Genomic DNA, 19239 nt, shown 5'->3' with positions numbered 1-19239 from the left:
CGCCGGTTGGCTTATGCCGCCCTCACTCTTGTCAGGAGACAATAAGACATGTTCGATCTGTTGCGCGGACTGGCGATCATCGTAGCCGTCTCTTTGGCCGGCGGCTGGCTGCATGCGCATGGCGCCCCCATACCCGGCGGCGTGCTGGGCCTCCTGCTCTTTTATGGAGCGATGGTCACGGGCGTGCTCAAGCTGCGATGGGTCGATCGGGCCGCCAACCTCCTGCTTCGCCATATGGTCCTTCTCTTCGTACCACTCACGGTCGGTCTGATCGAGATTGGGCCGGTTCTGTCGCGCCAGGCTGTGGCCATTGTGGTGAGCCTGATCGTGAGCTTTTTAGCCGTCCTCCTCACCACCGGCCTGCTGGCGCGCTGGCTGCTTCGTCCGGTAGAGACCAGGGCCACGGAAACTGCCGAGGTGAGCAGGTGAAGTATCTCTCCTTTCTCCTCTCGAACCCGCTGTGCAGCCTGGTGCTCACCGTCGTGTGCTACGGACTGGCTGTGAAGCTCCATCAAAGGTGGCGGTGGATTCCCCCCATCGTCGTGGCGTGCCTGCCCATCGCTGCGCTGCTCCTGGTGGCTCACCAGCCCTATGCTGTCTACAACCGCGGAGGCAGCCTGCTGACCTGGTGCCTGGGTCCGGCCACAGTCGCGCTTGCCGTGCCCATGTATCGCAATGGCCTCGTCCTGCGCAGTTCCCTTCCCAGGCTGGCTCTCATCGTGTTTATCGGCGTGGTGGTAGCCATGGCCACCGCCGGAGGGACGGCCTGGCTGCTGGGGGCGCCCTTCCCTGTAGTCATGTCGACCGTCCCAAAATCGGTAACAACGCCCATCGCCATCGAAGTGTGTCGCCAGCTTCACGGCATCCCGCAACTCACCATCGCCCTGGTAGTTCTAGCTGGCGTCTTCGGGGCGACCTTTGGGCCGTTCCTCCTGGGGCTGTTTGGAGTTTGGGAAGACCGCGCCGTTGGCGTGGCTATGGGCATCTCTTCCCACGGCATCGGAACCGCCAGCCTGGTGCGCCGCTCCGAGATGCAGGCCACGGTCTCCTCCTGGGCCATGGCGGCTACCGGCGTGTTTACATCGCTGCTGGGAGCTCTGCTGTCCGTTTTTTTGCGCTAATCCGGTCGCTCTGAACTCGCCGTTCGTTTTCATCATCCAACCCACCGCATCACCGGGCTGAAAAGGCTGAGGCGCGCGCATGGCGCCTTGACCCGGCTCCGGTGGATACACTGATAAATGGGAACACTATCGATTTTCGGCAATCAGCACCGCGTATCGGGCGGCCGCCCGTGAGCAGCGGCGACCACACCGCCGTGGCCGGAAACGCCGAGTGGGTGCCCTCGGCGAATCCCTGGGCCATCGCTGCCGCCGTAATGACCGCCACCTTCATGGTGGTTCTCGATTCATCGGTGGCGAACGTCGCGCTCCCCCATATCGCCGGAAACCTTTCCGCCTCTACCGATGAAGCTACCTGGGTACTGACCAGCTACCTCGTTTCGAACGCCATCATGCTTCCCGCGACCGGCTGGATCTCGCGCCGGATCGGCCGCAAGCGCCTGCTCATGCTCTCGATTTTGCTGTTTACCGGTGCCTCCATGCTGTGCGGAGCCGCCCTCACTATGCCCATGCTGATCGTCGCCCGCATCCTCCAGGGCATCGGCGGCGGCGGCATGCAGCCCCTTGCGCAATCCATTTTGCTGGAAAGCTTTCCGCCCGTGCAGCACGGCAAAGCCATGGCCGTCTACGGCACCGGCATCGTCGTTGCCCCGGTCATCGGCCCAACCCTGGGCGGATGGATCACCGACAGCTACTCCTGGCGATGGATCTTCTACATCAACCTCCCCGTCGGGATCCTGGCGTTCTTTCTGGTTGGCATGTTCGTCGAAGATCCTCCGTACCTGAAAGTCGCGTTTCGCGGAGTCATAGACGCGGTGGGTTTTGGGCTCATGGCCCTGTGGCTGGGGAGCCTCCAACTCGTGCTCGACAAAGGGCAGGAAGCCGATTGGTTTGAAGCTGTCTGGATCCGGTGGACGCTGGCGATTTCCGTTATAGCTTTTCTGGGCTTCATTCTGCGCGAGCTGACAGTGCCCGAACCCATCGTCCAACTTCACGTACTGCTCAACCGCAACTTCACCGTGGGCACACTGGTCACGGGGGTTTACGGGTTCGTCCTGTACGCCTCCACGGCCCTGCTGCCGCTCTTTTTGCAGACCCTTCTGGGATATCCAGCACTCGACAGCGGGCTGGCCGTGAGCCCGCGAGGCTTTGGGTCCATCGTATCGATGATTGTCGCCGGCGCGCTCGCCAGCCGCATCGATGGCCGCTGGCTGCTGATGTTCGGCTTCTTTGTCTTCGGCGCATCCACGCTGATGCTGAGCCATCTGAATCTTGGAATCGGCATGGGCTCCGTGGTCGTGCCCAACATCCTCAACGGTTTCGCCGGGGGATTTGTGTTCGTCCCACTGACGACCATGGCCATGGGGCGGCTGCAGCGGCAGGAAATCGGCAACGCCGCCGGCATCTACAACCTGGTGCGCAACATCGGCGGCAGCGTCGGAATCGCCACTGCAACGGCCCTGCTGGTCCGCCGCGGGCAGGTTCATCAAAATTATCTCGCAGGTAATGTGGGAGTAACCGACCCAGCCGCAAATGCCGCCGCGGCCGGGCTGGCGAGTACCCTGCACGCAGCCGGCGCCGACTCCGTGACGGCACATCAAATGGCGCTCGGAGCCCTTTACCGGAGTTTGCAGCAGCAGGCCTCCCTCATGGCCTATGTGGACGGTTTCCGGCTGCTGGGCTACCTGGCGCTGCTGTGCATCCCCTTCATCTTGTTTTTTCAGCGAGTGCGCAAGCCATCGGGACGAAGCATTTCGGTTGAGGAGTAGACCTACTATCCTGAAGCCATGCCCGCCTCAGCCGCGCCTTGCCGCGTTGCCGTTTACTGCGCCTCGTCGGAAGGCACAAACCCGCTTTACCGCGCGGAAGCCCAAGCCCTCGGCCATGCCATTGCCGCGGCCGGCCTCGGCATGGTCTACGGGGGCGCCAACATCGGCCTGATGGGCGCAGCCGCCGACGCCGCGCTGGCCGGCGGAGCCGAAGTCATCGGCGTTCTTCCCGAATTCCTTGCCGGCCGCGAGATTGCCCACACCGGCCTGACGCGCCTTGAGACCGTCGCCACCATGCATCAGCGCAAGGCACGCATGGTTGCACTGGCCGACGCATTCCTCATCCTGCCTGGCGGCTATGGCACCCTCGACGAGATGTTCGAGATCCTCACCTGGTCGCAGCTCAAGATGCACGCCAAGCCGTGCATTCTCATCAACACGGCGGGCTACTGGAACAAGTTGCTTGATTTCCTTGATAGCGCCGTCGCGGCCGGTTTTCTCCCGCCCAGGAGCCGCGCACTCCCGCAGGTGGCGGCCGACCCGGAGACCGCACTCGAAATGATCCTCACCCGAACCTGGCGAGGAACTTTCCGCAGGTAATATACTTCCGCTTCCGTCGCCAGCTTCACAGTCCCTCTAGAATTGAAGAGAAATGCTCGTCCTCGACGCCGCACACCCCGTACTTCACTGGCGATCTCTGTGGCTGATCATCGCGGCATTCATCGCAGGCGTGCTCAACGCCGTGGCTGGCGGAGGCTCCTTCCTCTCCTTCCCCGCCATGCTCGGCACCGGAATTCTCCCCGTGCAGGCCAACGCCACCAACACCGTCGCCCTCTGGCCGGGACAGCTCACCTCCGTCGCCGCCTACCGCGAAGACATCCGCAAGAACATGCGGCTGGTGTTCCCCATGACGCTCGCCGGCCTCATCGGCGGAACGTTCGGCGCGGTCGTGCTGCTCATCACGCCACAGACCACGTTCATGAAACTGGTCCCCTGGCTGCTGCTGGTCGCGGCCATCATCTTTGCGCTCAGCCGCCCCATCACCCGCTGGCTTGACCAACGCGCGGCCACCCGCCACCAGCTTGCCGGAACCCGGCCCCAGCCGCCGCGCCGCCGGCTTGTCTTCCTCTTCACGGTCGTGGTCTGCTTTTACATCGGCTACTTCGGTGCAGGCGCGGGATTCCTCATCATCACGCTGCTCTCGCTCTTCGGCATCGAAGACCTGAACGAGATCAATGCGCTCAAGGTCGTCTCCACCACTGCCGCAAATGGCGTCGCATTTCTCATCTTCGTGGTCAGCGGCAATGTGGCGTGGCGCTACTGCCTCATGGCCATGGTCGCCTGCGGCATCGGCGGATATACCTCCGCCCGCTTCGCCCGGGTGATTCCCCAGCCGGTGCTCCGGGCCATGGTCATCGTCATCGGCTTTGGAATGGCAGGCTGGTACTTCTGGAAGACGCACTGAAAACCCGCGAGCTGCTACCCGAGGCTGTGCGAGTCACATAGCAGACAACACCGTTGTACGGGCTGGCGCTGAGACCGGTTCAGCCCGCTCTCGTGCCTAAATTCCGAAGAGACTGCGCGGGCTGCGGTGGCTTCTTGGAAAGCGTCATGTTCCCCGAGCCCCCCACCTCCGCCTGCGATACATGCAGCCATCCCTGCACGTACGCGCCGTCGTCTGCCTGGCTGACGGTGGCAAACCGGTCGACCTCGATGCGGTTCGGCTGCGCATAGCGCGCCATCGCCGCGGCGCGATACGACGGTTCCATCGAGGCAGAGTCCAGCGCTTTCGACTGCTCCTCCGACTCTTCCACTTCCCATGTTCCAACCACTAGAGACTTGCCGTTCCTCACCACCGTCAGCGTGCCGGCCGTCTCTTCATCCTTGACCTCGTCGGTGAGGCGGCAATCCCCAATCAGCTTGAAGATCTCGGCCAGCGACTGCTGCGCCTTTTCCATATCCACTCGGATGACAAGCTCCATGTGCAGTTCCGCCCCTCCCCGCCTCACGCAGATTTGCGCTTCCCGGCAGCCTTGCCCGATGCCTTTTCCAGTCCCTTTTCTTGCCCTTTGACCAGACCGATCTTCCCCTTCTGCGGTTCCTTCTCACTCTTGGGCGGCTTCTTCCCGGTCTGGTTACCGGCCTGGCTCTCTTCCCCGATGCTCTTTCGCAGCGCATCCATGAGGTTGATCACCTTGCCCATCTTCGGCCTTGGCTCTTCCTCCACCGGCACCGGCATGTTGTTCACCTTGGCATCCACCAGCGCCTTCAACGCAACCTCGTAGGCGTCTTCGAACTTGCCTAGATCAAACTTAGCGCTCATCTTCTTGACCAGCGTCTCGGCCAGTTCCAACGAGTCCTGGTCCACCGCCGTCGACTTGATGTCACGAAAGTAGTCGGCATGGTTGCGCAACTCGGCCTGGTAGCGAAGCGTGTAAGCCATCATCCCGCGCTCGCCCGCCGGCACCACCGCGATAATGTTTTCGCGGCCTGAGAACGCGACCTTGCCAATGGCTACCTTGCCGCTCTTCACCAGCGCCTCGCGGATCACCCCATAGGTCTCGGTCTGGGAGTCATTCTCCGGCAGCACGAAATACGGCTTCTCCACGTACTCGGGATTCAGATCGGCTTTGTCGACAAACTGTGAAACCGCGATCGTGTGCTTGGTCGGCACCCGCAGATTCTCCAGCTCCGAGGGCTCGATGATCACGTATTGGCCTTTGCTGTACTCGTAGCCTTTGACGATCTCATCCTTCTCCACCGCGGTGGTCGCTTCGTTGTTCTCCACAGCGCTCTCCAGCACCTTCTGGTGGCGGATGCGCTCGCCGGTGCGGCGGCTCAGCTGGTGAAAGCTGATCTGACTCTTCGTCTCCGTGGCGACGTATAAACTCACGCCAAAAGACACAAGGGATATCTGCAGATTCCCCGTCCAATAGGGACGTGCCATTATGACCTCACTGGGAACGCATCCGGGATGTGCGCTCAAGACCTCGTAGATTGAGGAGTTTATCTCAACTTCAAGCTCGCTGAAAGCAAATTCCGCATGAATCCTGCAGCTTTCGCCTTGTATTCGCGTGACAAACTGTCTACTTCTTCACGCCGGCCAACGCCAGCATCTCCACCGTCAGATGCTGTCTGTCCTGAAGCATCTGCTTCCAGGGATCTCGCCCTAGCCGCGCCCGCCATCCGCTGAAGTCCGAAACGTGAAACACCGGGCGCGCATTCACCCGAAGCTCCTTCCATTCGAGCGGCACCGCCACGGGCACACCCGCCCGGGCACGCGTGGAGAATACCCCAATCGCCGTCGCCTCCCGGTCATTGCGCAGATAGTCGAGATAGATCCTGCCACGGCGCACCGCCTTGGACATATTGGTCGTATAGAGCTGCGGATTGTCCTTCTGCATCTGAGCCACCACGCCATACGAAAACTGCTTGATCGTCGGCCAGTCATGCTCCGGCTCAATAGGAACAACCACGTGCAGCCCTTTCCCGCCCGTGCTCTTCAGGTAGCTCGTCAGGTTCAGCTTTTTGAGACGCGAGCGCATCTCCGCCGCGGCTTCTGACAACGTCCCCCAGGTAACCGCTTCATCCGGATCCAGGTCGAAGATGATGCGATCGGGCTTGTCCACCGCGTCGTTCTTCGATCCCCACGGGTGAATCTCCAGCACCCCCAACTGCGCCATGCCCATGAGGCCCTCGGCAGAATTGACCGTGACAAACTCCTCCACTTTGCCGGTCTTTTTGTTCGCAACCGGAACCGTGTGCACCCCGGCGGGCAGCCCTGAAGCGATGTGCTTCTGAAAAAATGCCTGCTTCCCGATGCCATCAGGGCAGCGCAACACGCTCAGCGGCCGATCCCCCACGTGCGGCAGCATATGCTCGGCAACCGCAAGGTAGTACTCCGCAATCTGCTGCTTCGTGGTCCCGCTCGCCTCGTCCAGCACTTTGTAAGGCTTCGTCAGCGCAAGGGTCACGCCAGCCTTGCGATCCTGCTTGAGCGGGGACTGGGTCCGCGACGAAGTTTCCTCCTCCGCCGCCGCGCACTCCCGCACCACTTCCGTCGGCAACTTATCTTCGCGCAGGCTCTTGAAGGACGACTGCCGGATCAGGTTCTCATTGGTCCACGCGGAAAACGCCACCTGCGCCACCAACTCAGGCTTCACCCACGTCGCATTCTCTCGCGCCTCGCGCGGCAGTGCCGCAAAGGCCGGCGCCTTCTGCGCCAGCGCATCCAGCCGAACCCGCAGCGTGCGCTCCACCTCCTGCGAGAAGCCCGTCCCGGTCCGCCCGGCGTAGATCAACCTCTCGCCATCGTAATAACCCAGCAGCAGCGCGCCGATTCCCCGCCCGGTCCTTGCAACCGGGGTGAATCCGCCAATCACAAACTCCTGCTTCTGCGCCCCTTTTCTCTTCAGCCACATGCTTCCACGCCCGCAGACGTAGGGTGCCGAAATCAGCTTCGACACAATCCCCTCAGCGCCCAGTTCGCACGCCTTGCGAAACACCACGTCAGCGTCCGCTTGGATGTGCTCGCAAAATTGCAGGGCGTGATCTGCACCCGAAAGCACGGCCGCCAGAATCTCTTTCCGCTTCAGCAGCGGCAACCCACGCAAGCTGTGCCCGTTCAGATGCAGCAGGTCGAAAGCAAAGTACGTCAGCTCGGCGCGCGTGCCGTTCTGGAATGCCGCCTGCAAGTCCGAGAAGCTGCTCCTCCCCGAAGCATCAAGCACCACGACTTCGCCATCGAGGATCGCGCTCTCCACAGGCAGCGCCGCCGCGACCCGCGCCAGCCCCCGCATTCTTGCCGTCCAGTCCAGCCCTTTGCGGGTGAACAGCCGCACCTTCCGAGGGCCGCCTTGTTCCGCGGCGCGAATGTGCAACTGCGTCCGGTAGCCATCCAGCTTGATCTCGTGAACCCACTCGTTTCCCTTTGGCCCTGACCGCGCCTCCTCCGCAAGCTGCGGCGCAACAAAGCTCGGAAACTCCTCCACCGGCGCCCCACGCAGCAGCCGGTCAAGCAACTTGATCCTCTGCGCATCGGCCTTCCCGTCAGCTCGTACCGGAGGCTTCTCCGCGTCCCGCAAACCTTTTCCCGAATCCCACACATGGTCGCTGCTCGCAGCAATCTCTTCCATGCTCCGCTGCGTCAGCGCACTGTCTGAAGCCAGATCCGTGATCTCCTCGCTCCCGTCCGGCTGCGCCCACTCATCCCGTTCCTTCAGCAGCAACCAGCTCGGCTTGTCTCCTCGATCGCGATCCGGATTGCGCTTCATCCGCACCAGCGCCCACTTGCCTTTGAGCTTTGTCCCACTCAATTGGAATTTGAGATTTCCCTCAGCCAGTTGCTTCTCCACATCGCCCAACGGCTGCCACTCGCCAAAATCCCACACCATCACGGTGCCGCCGCCATATTGCCCCTTGGGGATCGTGCCCTCGAAGCCGCCATACTCCATGGGGTGATCTTCCACCTCTACGGCCAAGCGTTTCTCCGCCGTCGAGTAACTCGGCCCCTTCGCCACAGCCCAGCTCTTCAGCACGCCGTGCCAGCCCAGCCGGAAGTCATAGCGCAACTGCCGCGCCGCGTGCTTCTGCACCACAAACGGCAGGCCGGCCGCCTTCTTCGTAACTCGCGTCCTCGACCCGCCGCGCGGCTCTGCCGTCATTTCGAAATCGCGCATAGCGCGATAGCGCTCGAGCTGCCCATCAACAGCCTTGGCCGAATCAGAAACGGATTTGCTTCGCGCCGGCATCAGCCCAGAGCCCGCGCAAACGCGAGGAATCGCGCAGTGACCTGCTCGATGAATTGCTCCCGATTCTTCTTCAGCAGCTCATGGCCCGCGCCCTCCACAGGCAGAAGCTCCGTCCGTGCCGGAATCAGTTCCAGGGCCGACTGCATCTCCGCAGCCGTGCCGAACCCGTCGCAGGTCCCATGCACGAAGAACGCCGGCACGCGCAATGACGGGAGATGTTGCGTACGTAAGTTCTCCGCCTGCTTGGGCGGATGCAGCGGATACGAGAGCAGCAGCAGAGCCTCCACCAGCTCCGGCTCGCCTGCCGCCAGCATCGACGCCTGCCTTCCACCATACGAATGGCCACCCAGAAACACGCTTCCCGCTCCGCCGCGCCGCATGGCCTGCGCTGCCGCTCTCAGTCCGGCCTGGTCGCGTTCCGCGCTGCCCCGCATGGGAGGCCCGTGGGGCCGCGCTTGACGAAACGGCAGATCGCAGCGCAGCACCGTCACTCCCGCCGCATCAAACGCCTCCGCCAGCGCAGTCAGCAGCGGCGACTGGCAGTTCGCGCCCGCACCATGGGTCAGGATCAGGCAGTCCCGCCCGCCTCCCACCACACCGTGCAGGTAGCCGCGCACGGGCGCTTCCTTATGCGACAGGTCAATGAACTCCGTCCACGCCTGTATCGTCATGCAGCCCCGGTCACCTCTGCGATTCTCTTCGTCAGACTCACCGCGTCATGCGGCGCACGTACTTTCACATCATCATCGAAATAAACAAACACATCGCGCGCTGCCTGCCTCGGAGCAAGATCCGGATGGATGTGCACGCCATCCATCACCTCTTCCCCGCACGACCACTTGAGCACCCGCTGCGCCCACGTCTCGATTCCCTCCGCGTCATAGCCGATGGGATACACCTCTTCCATCCCATGCAGCCGGCAATACACAAAATCCGCGGTAATATCCATCATGCGCGGCCACTTATCGGTGTCAGCGACCACTAATGCAATATTGTTCCTGCGCAGCAGAGAAACATACTCCGGATCCGCAAAGCTTTTGTGCCGCGCCTCCATGGCATAACGCAGAGGCAGGTCTTCCTCCACTTCCAGCCAGCACCGCTCTGCCATCCACTCATCGCGCTGGCGCGCATATGCCGCAGCCTGCCTGTGCGTGCGCGGCAGCAGATTGAAAAACTCCTGCAGCCGCTGCGCATCGAACTTGGAAACCGGCGGCAGCTGCCAAAGAATAGGTCCCAGTTTCCTGCCCAGCCGCAGCAAACCCTGCGCCAGAAAATTCGCCAGCGGTGTCGCCACGTTCTCCAGCTTGCGTATGTGCGTGATGAACTGCGTCCCCTTCACCGCGAACACAAAATCATCGGGCGTCTGGTTGTTCCATTCCAGATAACTCTTCGGTTTCTGGAGCGAGTGAAACGTGCCATTCAGCTCTATCGAGTTAAGCTGCCGTGACGCATACTCAAGCTCGCGCTTTTGCACCAGCTTCTCGGGATAGAAGCTCCCGCGCCAATCATCAAAGCGCCACCCGGACATGCCAACGCGGATTCGACCCTGCTCGCTCATCGATGCACTCACCAGCGAAGTGCCACGAGTCTATCAAAGGACAAGTCACGAACGCGTCAACTTCACCCCCGTCCTGCGGACCGATGTTCAGCCGCCGGCGAATACTGAACACCTCCGGCGAACCCCGCCACGGCGCACCCGTTCCCGTGGTTGTTGTGGCGCAACTCCACCCAATTCATACGCATAGAGAGGCCATAATTCCTTTGCTGCGCTGCCGGTTGCGTGTTAACCTTCCCGTCAGGCTTTCCCCCCATCTAAATAACGCCACCAGCATCCATACAGGGAATCGACTTGAGCTCACCCTTGCTGCTCCACCTGCGAAAGGCGTCCGTCGCTGCCACGCTGCTGGTGCTTGCCACCTTTGGCGATGTCCGCGCGCTGGCGCAAGCCGCCCCGCAGTCCCCCGGATCTCCCAACATCGGTGCCGGCATTCCCGTCGTCGAAAACTACACCAACAAGGAGTACAACGCCTCCGGCCAGGTGTGGACGATCGCCCAGGACAAGCGCGGCATCATGTACTTCGGCGTCTCCGCCGGCATGGTCCTCCAGTTCGATGGCGTCTCCTGGCGCAAAATCTTGCTGGGTTCCAGCGTTGTGCGCTCCCTCGCCGTCGACCCCGATGGCCGTGTCTGGCTCGGCGCCAATGCCGACATCGGCTACCTCGCCCCAGATGCCGCCGGCACTCTCCAGTTCGTCTCCCTGCTGGACCAGATCCCCCAGGCTGACCGCGGATTCACTGACGTCTGGCAGACCCTCGTCACGCCCCAGGGCGTGTTCTTCCGCAGTTTCGAGCGCCTCTTCCGCTGGGACGGCAAACGCATGCAGGTCTGGCGCCCCGCGGACAACTCGCGCTTCCAGGCTCTTTCGCTCGTCCGCGACCGCGTCTACACAGACCAGGAAGGCATCGGGCTCCAGGAGATCGTAGGCGATGAGATCCGCAACAGCCCCGGCGGCGACGGCTACCGCACCTCCATCAAGCTCTTCCTCTATCCCTACGACGACAACCAGATCATCGTCTCAGAGCGCAACGGTCTGCTCAGCCTCTATGACGGCCAGAAGGTCACCCCCTTCCACACCGGGGCGGACGACTACCTCAAGAAAAGCAAAGTCTATGTAGCCACCCTCCTGCGTGACGGTTCGCTGTGCGTCAACACGCTGAACGGTGGTGCCGTCATCCTCAACCACGACGGCACCCTCCGCCGCGTCATCGACGTTGCCGAAGGGATCCTTACCTCGGACGCACTCTCCGTATTCCAGGACCGCGAAGGCGCTCTATGGATCGGCAGCGACGGCGGCGTCTCCCGCGTGCAGATGGATGGAACTTTCTCCATCTACGTCAACGCATTCGTTGAAGACATGACTGTGTTCGAGAACACGGTCTATGCCACCACCGTCTCAGGCAACACAGCTCTTGCCCGCGTCGTGCTCGATCCCCAGACGCACCGGCCCAATCTGCAGCCCATTCACGGAGCAACGCAAGGCTGGACCCTGGTCGATTTCAAAGATCCCGCCGGACACGCTCCGGAACAACTGCTCGTTGGCACCAGCGAAGGCGTCGTGCGCGTCGCCGGAGACCAGATGGTGCCGGTCATTCCGTCGCTGCACGGGCTGCAGGAGCAGACTTATTTCATCGGCCAGTCGCACGCCGATCCCATGCGGATCCTGGTCGGCCACTCGGATGGCGTGCAATCCATACGCTGGACCAACGGCCAGTGGGTCGATGAAGGAAGACTCCCCGGCATTGTCTTTGAATCCCGCAACATGGTCGAAGATGGGCACGGCGATGTATGGGCAAGCGGCGGCGCCGGCAAGGTCCTCCGCATCCACATGGCGCCGACGGGCATGCGCGATTCCAAAGCCGATTTCTTCGGCGCGGCGTCGGGCCTTCCCTCGGGGATTCTCGACGCCGAGGTCATCGACAACGGCGTCTACGTCGCCGCCCAGCATTCCAAACACATGTACAGGCTTGATGAGGGGGCCCGGAAATTCGTCATCGACGATCGCTTCCTCCTCCCCATGGATGTGCCTGCCTTCAACGCCACCCTGCAGCCGGACGGCAAAAACCGCGTCTGGTCCGAGACGGTCTCCTTCGATGGCCGCCGGCTGGGATTGTTTCAGCACGGAACCGACGGCGCCTGGCATCTGGATGAAGACAGTTACCGGCCCCTCACGGAGTTGGGAACAGGCGTCATCTACACGCAACCCGACGGCGGCCTCTGGATTGCCGGCGAAAAACTCGTACACTTCGTGCCCCGCTCCGCCAGCTCTGCCACCACGGCTTTTGACACCATCGTTCGCCAGGTGTCTTCAGGCAAACAAACCCTCTTCGGCGGAACGGCCGTCGGCTCCGATCTCCATCTGCCCGCCGGCTCCAATGGCCTTCACTTCAGCTTCGCCGCCCTCACCTTCTCCAATCCCAAGGCGACCACCTATCAATACTTCCTCGATGGCGCAGACCGCGACTGGTCGGATTGGTCCAAGCAGACGGATGCGAACTACTCCAGCCTGGGCCCCGGCAAATATGTCTTCCGCGTGCGCTCCCGCGCCTTCGATGGCCGCACCGGCAACGAGGCCGCCTTCCACTTCGTCATCGCACCACCGTGGTATCGCACTACCGCGGCCTACATCATTTACGCCGTCCTCTGGCTTCTTCTCTGCCTCGTCCTCTGGCGCCTGGTGATCCGCCATGAACGCAACAAGGCCCGCCGCAAAACCGAGATTCTTGAGACCCAGGCCCGCGCCCTCGAAGCCACCGTCACTGAGCGCACCACCGAGATTCGCGCCCAGGCCACCGAAATCAGCGCCCAAAAGGAAAGCATCGAGTTACTCAGCCAGATCGGCCGCGAAATCACCGCGTCCCTCGATCTCAACGTCATCCTGTTCAAGCTCTACGAGCGCGTCAACCAGATCGTCGACGCCACCATCTTCGGCGTCGGCCTCTACCGCCCCGAAAAGCAGCTCATCGATTACACGCTGGCCATCGAAAGCGGCAAGCGCTACGCGCCCTACTCGCGCAGCACTGCCGATAAGGACCAGTTCGCCGTCTGGTGCATTGAGCACCGCGAGCCCATCCTTATCAACGATGTCGCCACCGAACACGCACGCTACATCTCCCAGTACACCCACGGCGCGCGCGTTCTGGAAGACGGAAGCGCCGCCCAGCCGCCGGCTTCCATGATCTACCTGCCCCTCATCGCCCAGGACCGGGTCCTCGGCGTGCTCAGCGTGCAGAGCTTCCGCAAAAATGCCTATACCGAGCAGCACCTGCGCCTGCTCTCCAACCTCGCCTCTTACACCACCATCGCCCTCGACAACGCCAACGCGTACACCGTGATTGCCGACCAGGAGCGGTCGGTTCGGGAGCGCGCCGCTGAGCTGATCACCATCAATCGCATCACCAATGCACTCTCTACCCAGCTCGACCGAGACCGTCTCATCCAACTCGTCGGGGAGCAACTGCGCGAGCTCTTCAAGGCCCCCATCGTCTACGTCGCGCTGCTCGATCGTGCCACCATGATGCTGCACTTTCCCTACGCATGGGGCGAAGAGGCGCCCTCACGGCCTTTCGGCACCGGCCTCACCTCGCAGATCCTCCGCAGCGGCGAGCCCCTCCTCATCAACGAGGATATGGACCGTAACCGCGAGCGCCTTGGCGTGGAACACGTCGGCCGCCAGTCCGCCTCCTACTTGGGTGTTCCCATCCCCTCCGGCGGCGAAATGATCGGCGTCCTCAGCGTCCAGACCACTGACCAGGAAGGCCGCTTCACTGAAGCCGATCAGCGCCTGCTCTCCACCGTCGCGTCCGCCGTCGGCGTCGCCTTCCATAACGCCCGCCTGTTTGAAGAAGCCCAGGCCGCCCGAGCCGCCGCCGAAGAAGCCGACTCCGCCAAGAGCTCCTTCCTCTCCACGGTCAGCCACGAGCTGCGTACGCCGCTCACCTCCGTCCTCGGCTTCGCCAAGATCATCCGCCGGCGACTCCACGAGCGCCTCTTCCCGCTCATCCCTGAGTCCGACGCCAAGATCGCGCAGTCCAAGCGCCAGGTGCTCGAAAACCTTGACGTCGTCGTCAGCGAAGGCGAGCGCCTCACCAAGCTCATCGATGATGTGCTCGACCTCGCCAAAATTGAAGCCGGCAAGTTCACCTGGAACATGGCCAGCGTCTCCGTCAAGGAAGTCATCGAACGCGCCGTCGCTGCTACCTCATCGCTCGTCGAAGCTCGCCGCCTCAGGATCGAGACGTCCATCGGTGAAGGACTGCCCGACATCAGCGGCGACCACGACCGGCTCATTCAGGTTGTCATCAACCTCATCTCCAATGCCGTCAAGTTCACGCCCGCCGGAACCATCACCTGCTCAGCCATTCGCCGCGACGGTGAAATCGTCGTCAGCGTGAAAGACTCTGGCATCGGCATCGCGCCGGCCGATCAGCCCAAGGTGTTCGAAAAGTTCAAGCAGGTAGGCGACACCCTGACCGACAAACCCAAAGGCACTGGCCTGGGTCTCCCCATCTGCAAGGAGATCGTCGAGCACCACGGCGGCCGCATCTGGGTCGACTCCGCCGTCGGCGAAGGCAGTACCTTCTCCTTCACCCTCCCCGTCACCGAAGCGGCAAAGCAGCTTGAGCTGCTCCCCGTCCGCCGCTCCGTCGACATCGAAGCCATCGTGCGCCGCCTCCGCGACACCGTCGCCAACCAGCAGACGCACTCCAAATCCATCCTTGTGGTCGACGACGACCCCAACATCCGTACCCTCCTCCAACAGGAACTCACAGAGGCCGGCTACTCCGTGCGCCTCGCCGAAGACGGCCGCAAGGCTCTCGCTCTCATCCGCGAAGAGATCCCCGGCCTCGTCATTCTCGATGTCATGATGCCGGAGATGAACGGCTTCGACGTGGCCGCGGTCCTCAAAAATGACCCCGCCACCATGCACGTCCCCATCATCATCCTGTCCATCCTTGAAGACCGCGAGCGCGGCTTCCGCCTCGGCGTCGACCGCTACCTCACCAAGCCCATCGACACCGGCTCCCTGTTCCAGGAAATGGATACCCTCCTCGACCAGGGCAAGTCGCGCAAAAAGGTCATGGTGGTCGACGAAGATGCTTCCACCGTCAGCACTCTCGCCCAGGTTCTTGAAACTCGCGGCTACCAGGTCACTGAATCCAACGGGCCAGACCTCGTGGCCCGCGCCGTCGACTCCAAACCCGACATCATCATCCTTAATTCGCTGCTTTCGAATAACGAGGCCGTGCGCGCCCTCCGCTTCGAGAAAGGCATGGAGAACGTTCTCTTCCTCATCTACCAATGACCAATAAAAAAATACTGATCGTCGACGATGAACCGCACCTTCGTACCCTCATCCAGCAAACCCTGGAAGACCTGGAGTACGACGGCGTGGAGTTGTTCACCGCTACCAACGGCGAAGAGGCCCTCGAGTCAATTCGCGCCGAGAAGCCCGACCTCGTTCTGCTCGATGTCATGATGCCCAAGATGAATGGCTTTGACGTCTGCCACACCGTGAAGAAGCAGATGGGCTGGAACCACGTGCACATCATCCTCCTCACCGCCAAAGGCCAGGAGTTCGATCGCAACCGCGGCCTTGAAGTCGGAGCCGATCGCTACATGACCAAGCCCTTCGACCCCGACGCCCTCATCGCCAACGCGCGCGCAGCCCTCGGCTTGGCCGCCGCCGGGAGCTGATCGCGCATGCCTGCTCTCACCCTCAAATCTCTCCTCGGACGCCGCTCGCCCGCGCATGCCGTCGTGCTTGCGCTCATCGAGAGCATGGGCAACACCGTCCACATCACTGACCCCAACGGCACACTCCTCCTCGGCTCGCCCCAGAACCTGGGTGCCCCAGGTCTCGATTCTGAGACCTGGGATCCCGAGCGCTTGCTCAGCCGCATCCCAGTCCTCCACGACGACTCCATCCTCGGCTGCGTCATCGGCCCCGCCCCCCAGGCCACCCCCGTCGCCGCCCTCATCCACCACCTCTGGTCGAAAGAAATTGAAAGCCGCTCCCTCGGCTCCGAGGTCCTGCACCTCTACCGCGAAGTCCACCTCATCGAACAGCTCTCTGAGCAGCTCGCCCAGGTTCTCGATTCCCCGGCCGTCGCCGCCTGCGCGCTCGACCAGGCACAACGCCTCATCAAGGCCACCTTCGGCATCATTTACCTCCACAACAGCACCGGCGCACTCGACGCTATCGCCACCTTCGGCAGCCACGCCGGCGCCAGCCTGCTCCCACTCGTTGCCACTGTCCTCGAAAAAGGCTCCGCCGAAATCGTCAACGACTGCGCATCGGATCCCCGCATCGGCCACCCGACGCACTGCGCCATCCTCTGCGCCCCTCTCCGCTCCGGCGAGAACACCCGGGGCGCCATCGTCCTTGGAAACCAGGCCCACGGCGCGTCCTATTCCTCGCCTGACCTCAAGCTCCTCAACACCATCGCGCTGCAAACTGCCGCAGCCATCGACAATGCGCTTCTCGTATCGGACATGGTCGAAGCCGAGCGCCACCGCGCCGCCTATGCCGCCGAACTCCAGGCTGCCAGCACTGTCCAGCAGTTGCTTCTGCAGGGCGCCTCGCGCTCCATCGCCGGGTTCGATGTCGAGCCTGTCTACGTCCCCGCCAGCGAAGTCGGCGGCGACTTCTATCTCGTCTACCCGGCCGCCGACGGCGCCCTCCTCGCCATCGTCGGCGACGTCTCCGGCAAGGGCCTCACCGCTGCCATGCGCGTCGCCCTCATCCTCGGCGCGCTCCGGCGCGAAACCTCCACCGAGCCCGCCGACATCCTCGCCGCGCTCAACAACGCGCTCGTGGCCCAGGGTCAGCTCGGCTTCACCACCGCCCTCTGCGTGCGCATCAACCCGAGCGGCGAGTTCTGCCTCGCCAACGCCGGCCACATCCCGCCTTACATCGACGGCCACGAATTCGAAACCGCTCCCGCACTGCCCCTCGGCCTTGTCGCTGACCAGGCATACCACACCAAGTTCTCGCGCCTCGATCCCGGCCAGCAGATGGTCCTCATGTCCGACGGCGTCCCGGAAGCCCGCTCCGCCACCGGCGAGCTCTACGGCTTCGCGCGCCTCCCATCCCTCACCCGCCACCCAGCCGCCCACATCGCCGAGGCCGCCCGCCACTACGGCCAGGAAGACGACATCACCGTACTCGCCATCCGCCTCGCCAGCGCAGGCTCCAGGCAATCTTCAAACGCGCAGATCGAAACCACCGCCTGATCCTCTCGATACCAATAGAAATGCCGGTTCGACACACCGCATCAGGAGCCCTCTGTTTCTCCTGACGGCGCATCGAACCGGCCATTCATTAATTTAGGAAAAGTAATGTACTGCCGAAATGTAGGCCGCGCCTCGCTTTTGTGACGGCCTCTCACAAGTTTTCTGAGATTTTTCTCACTTACCGTTCCATTGCGAGACAATCTATCCCTCCCCGTTCCCCTTCAGGCGATCGCCTGTCTTAGACTGCTTCCATGCCGTTCCTTCGCCGAATCTTGGTTTCGTCCTTCCTCCTCGCGGCAGCCGCATCCGCATTCTCCGCATCTCCCAGATCCACCCCCCAGATCGTCGCTTACATCTTCCCGCAGAACGCCACCCTCACCAGCGGCGAGGTGGACCCGCACAGCGTCACCCGCCTCAACTACGCCTTCGCCAACATCCAGGACGGCCGCATGGTGACCGGCTTCGCGCATGACGCCGAAAACTTCGCCTTCCTCACCGCCTTGCGCAAAGAGAACCCAAACCTCACCATCCTCGTTTCAGTTGGCGGCTGGCTCTGGTCCACCAACTTCTCTGACGTGTCGCTCAACAGTGCAACCCGCGCCACCTTCATTCACTCCGTAGCGGAGTTCATCACCCAATATCAACTCGACGGCCTCGACATCGACTGGGAATATCCCGGCCTCCCCGGCGCCGGCCATCCTTTCCGCCCGGAGGACAAGCAGAACTTCACCGCACTGCTCCGCGAACTGCGCCAGCACTTCGACCGCGTCTCCAGGGAGACCGGCCGCCGCCTTTATCTCACCATCGCAGCCGGCGCGTCGCCTGAATTCCTCGCCCACACTGACATCGACAAAGTGGCCCGCATCGTCGACACCGTGAACCTCATGTCGTACGACTACTATGAGCCCGGGAGCGGCCCCCTCACCGGCCATCACGCCGCGCTCTTCACCAACCCTGCCGATCCTGAAAAAACCTCCGCCGATGCTTCTGTTCGTGCCTTCGAGAAAGCCGGCGTCCCCGCGGGCAAGCTCGTCCTCGGCATCCCCTTCTACGGACATGCCTGGACCGACGTCCCCCCCACCAGCAACGGCCTCTACCAGCCGGGCAAGCCCGCACCCCGCACCGGCGCGCCCTTCAGTCAGATCGAAACCACCATGCTCGGCCACGGCTTCACCCGCTACTGGGATCCAACTTCACAGGTCCCCTCGCTCTACAATCCCGAGACCCGCACCTTCGTCAGCTACGAAGACCCGGAATCCATCGCAGGAAAATGCAAGTATGTCCGCGCTCACAAGCTCGGCGGCATCATGATCTGGGACCTCGAAAGCGATGACCCCGCCAGGACGCTGATCAAATCTGTGAATGCCGGCCTGCACTGAGTCACCCCCACGCACACGAGGTGCCCCTATGACCGAAACTGCACACATCAACCTCGCATCCACCTTTCTGCGCGCCACCCGCGAGATGCTGCTCGATCAATCCTGGACACGCCTGCGCACCTGCGTCGAGTCCCTCACCGACGAGCAGATCTGGTGGCGGCCGAACTCCTCCTGCAACAGCATCGGCAATCTCCTGCTGCATCTCAACGGCAATGTCACGCAGTGGATCATCACAGCCTTCACGCAGTCTCGCGACCACCGCGACCGCCCCGCCGAATTCAGCCGCACCGAGGGCATCCCTCGCGATCAGCTCATCCAGACGCTCTCATCCACCATGCATCGCGTCTCTGAAGTACTGGCGCAGCTCACTGAAGCCGATCTGCTCGCTGCCTGCGACATCCAGGGCTATCACACCACCGGCATGGAAGCC

Annotated in this window: 15 protein-coding genes; 10 read left to right on the top strand and 5 right to left on the bottom strand. The window is 62.5% G+C overall.

The genetic code is table 11. From position 1 onward, the window contains the following. Positions 1 to 48 precede the first annotated feature (48 nt). The 5 genes from VGL22_RS16470 to VGL22_RS16450 all read left to right on the top strand — a co-directional run bounded on the left by VGL22_RS16470 (position 49) and on the right by VGL22_RS16450 (position 4352). Positions 49 to 429, top strand: a complete 381-nt coding sequence (locus VGL22_RS16470; RefSeq protein ID WP_465268035.1) for a CidA/LrgA family protein — start codon at positions 49 to 51, stop codon at positions 427 to 429. Next, positions 426 to 1121, top strand: coding sequence for an LrgB family protein (locus VGL22_RS16465; RefSeq protein ID WP_465268034.1), 696 nt, complete (start codon positions 426 to 428; stop codon positions 1119 to 1121). Before VGL22_RS16470 ends, VGL22_RS16465 begins: the two co-directional genes overlap by 4 nt. 170 nt (positions 1122 to 1291) lie before the next feature. Then, entirely contained in the window at positions 1292 to 2887 is a 1596-nt protein-coding gene (locus tag VGL22_RS16460) for a DHA2 family efflux MFS transporter permease subunit (RefSeq protein WP_465268033.1), read from the top strand. Positions 2888 to 2905: 18 nt separating this feature from the next. After that, a complete protein-coding gene (locus VGL22_RS16455) occupies positions 2906 to 3487 on the top strand; it encodes an LOG family protein (protein ID WP_465268032.1) in 582 nt (193 codons plus the stop codon). Between the two features lie 52 nt (positions 3488 to 3539). Beyond that, the gene (locus tag VGL22_RS16450) at positions 3540 to 4352 is read left to right on the top strand and encodes a sulfite exporter TauE/SafE family protein (protein WP_465268031.1); all 813 of its coding nucleotides are present in this window, start codon (positions 3540 to 3542) and stop codon (positions 4350 to 4352) included. A 79-nt stretch (positions 4353 to 4431) separates the two neighbouring features. Here the strand turns inward: VGL22_RS16450 and VGL22_RS16445 are convergent, their stop codons facing one another. From VGL22_RS16445 to VGL22_RS16425, 5 genes are all read right to left on the bottom strand, one after another. Further along, positions 4432 to 4869, bottom strand: coding sequence for a hypothetical protein (locus VGL22_RS16445; protein WP_465268030.1), 438 nt, complete (start codon positions 4867 to 4869; stop codon positions 4432 to 4434). A 23-nt stretch (positions 4870 to 4892) separates the two neighbouring features. Next, a complete protein-coding gene (gene ku, locus VGL22_RS16440) occupies positions 4893 to 5834 on the bottom strand; it encodes a non-homologous end joining protein Ku (RefSeq protein ID WP_465268029.1) in 942 nt (313 codons plus the stop codon). Positions 5835 to 5973: 139 nt separating this feature from the next. Beyond that, the gene (gene ligD / locus VGL22_RS16435) at positions 5974 to 8637 is read right to left on the bottom strand and encodes a DNA ligase D (protein ID WP_465268028.1); all 2664 of its coding nucleotides are present in this window, start codon (positions 8635 to 8637) and stop codon (positions 5974 to 5976) included. Then, complete coding sequence (locus VGL22_RS16430) at positions 8637 to 9308, bottom strand: alpha/beta hydrolase family protein (protein ID WP_465268027.1); 672 nt, start codon at positions 9306 to 9308, stop codon at positions 8637 to 8639. Before VGL22_RS16430 ends, ligD begins: the two co-directional genes overlap by 1 nt. After that, positions 9305 to 10195: a DUF72 domain-containing protein gene (locus tag VGL22_RS16425; protein ID WP_465268026.1), complete on the bottom strand. Its 891-nt coding sequence runs from the start codon at positions 10193 to 10195 to the stop codon at positions 9305 to 9307. Before VGL22_RS16425 ends, VGL22_RS16430 begins: the two co-directional genes overlap by 4 nt. Positions 10196 to 10486: 291 nt before the next feature. Between VGL22_RS16425 and VGL22_RS16420 the strand changes: the two genes are divergently transcribed. The 5 genes from VGL22_RS16420 to VGL22_RS16400 form a co-directional block, all read left to right on the top strand. After that, positions 10487 to 15499 (top strand): GAF domain-containing protein, encoded by a 5013-nt coding sequence (locus tag VGL22_RS16420; RefSeq protein ID WP_465268025.1) that lies wholly within the window; start codon positions 10487 to 10489, stop codon positions 15497 to 15499. Further along, on the top strand, positions 15496 to 15891 hold the full coding sequence (locus VGL22_RS16415; protein WP_465268024.1) for a response regulator transcription factor: 396 nt from the start codon (positions 15496 to 15498) through the stop codon (positions 15889 to 15891). Before VGL22_RS16420 ends, VGL22_RS16415 begins: the two co-directional genes overlap by 4 nt. Before the next feature lie 6 nt (positions 15892 to 15897). After that, positions 15898 to 17430, top strand: a complete 1533-nt coding sequence (locus tag VGL22_RS16410; protein WP_465268023.1) for a PP2C family protein-serine/threonine phosphatase — start codon at positions 15898 to 15900, stop codon at positions 17428 to 17430. A 272-nt stretch (positions 17431 to 17702) separates the two neighbouring features. Next, positions 17703 to 18809 carry a glycoside hydrolase family 18 protein gene (locus tag VGL22_RS16405; protein ID WP_465268022.1) on the top strand — a complete coding sequence of 369 codons (1107 nt, stop codon included), beginning with the start codon at positions 17703 to 17705 and terminating at the stop codon, positions 18807 to 18809. 28 nt (positions 18810 to 18837) lie between these two features. Then, positions 18838 to 19239: DinB family protein (locus VGL22_RS16400; RefSeq protein ID WP_465268021.1), on the top strand; the 402-nt coding region annotated here is incomplete at its 3' end.

The organism is Occallatibacter sp., from assembly GCF_036502485.1.
Lineage (GTDB): Bacteria > Acidobacteriota > Terriglobia > Terriglobales > Acidobacteriaceae > Telmatobacter.
The sequence above is the reverse complement of the archived record's forward strand: the minus strand, read 5'-3'. Positions and strand labels throughout refer to the sequence as shown.

Bases quoted from the DNA above. Each gene is read 5' to 3' on its own strand.
- VGL22_RS16430 (WP_465268027.1), bottom strand. From the start codon at position 9,308: ATGACGATACAGGCGTGGACGGAGTTCATTGACCTGTCGCATAAGGAA.
- ku (WP_465268029.1), bottom strand. From the start codon at position 5,834: ATGGCACGTCCCTATTGGACGGGGAATCTGCAGATATCCCTTGTGTCT.
- VGL22_RS16450 (WP_465268031.1), top strand. From the start codon at position 3,540: ATGCTCGTCCTCGACGCCGCACACCCCGTACTTCACTGGCGATCTCTG.
- VGL22_RS16415 (WP_465268024.1), top strand. From the start codon at position 15,496: ATGACCAATAAAAAAATACTGATCGTCGACGATGAACCGCACCTTCGT.
- VGL22_RS16425 (WP_465268026.1), bottom strand. From the start codon at position 10,195: ATGAGCGAGCAGGGTCGAATCCGCGTTGGCATGTCCGGGTGGCGCTTT.
- VGL22_RS16470 (WP_465268035.1), top strand. From the start codon at position 49: ATGTTCGATCTGTTGCGCGGACTGGCGATCATCGTAGCCGTCTCTTTG.
- ligD (WP_465268028.1), bottom strand. From the start codon at position 8,637: ATGCCGGCGCGAAGCAAATCCGTTTCTGATTCGGCCAAGGCTGTTGAT.
- VGL22_RS16410 (WP_465268023.1), top strand. From the start codon at position 15,898: ATGCCTGCTCTCACCCTCAAATCTCTCCTCGGACGCCGCTCGCCCGCG.
- VGL22_RS16445 (WP_465268030.1), bottom strand. From the start codon at position 4,869: ATGGAGCTTGTCATCCGAGTGGATATGGAAAAGGCGCAGCAGTCGCTG.
- VGL22_RS16455 (WP_465268032.1), top strand. From the start codon at position 2,906: ATGCCCGCCTCAGCCGCGCCTTGCCGCGTTGCCGTTTACTGCGCCTCG.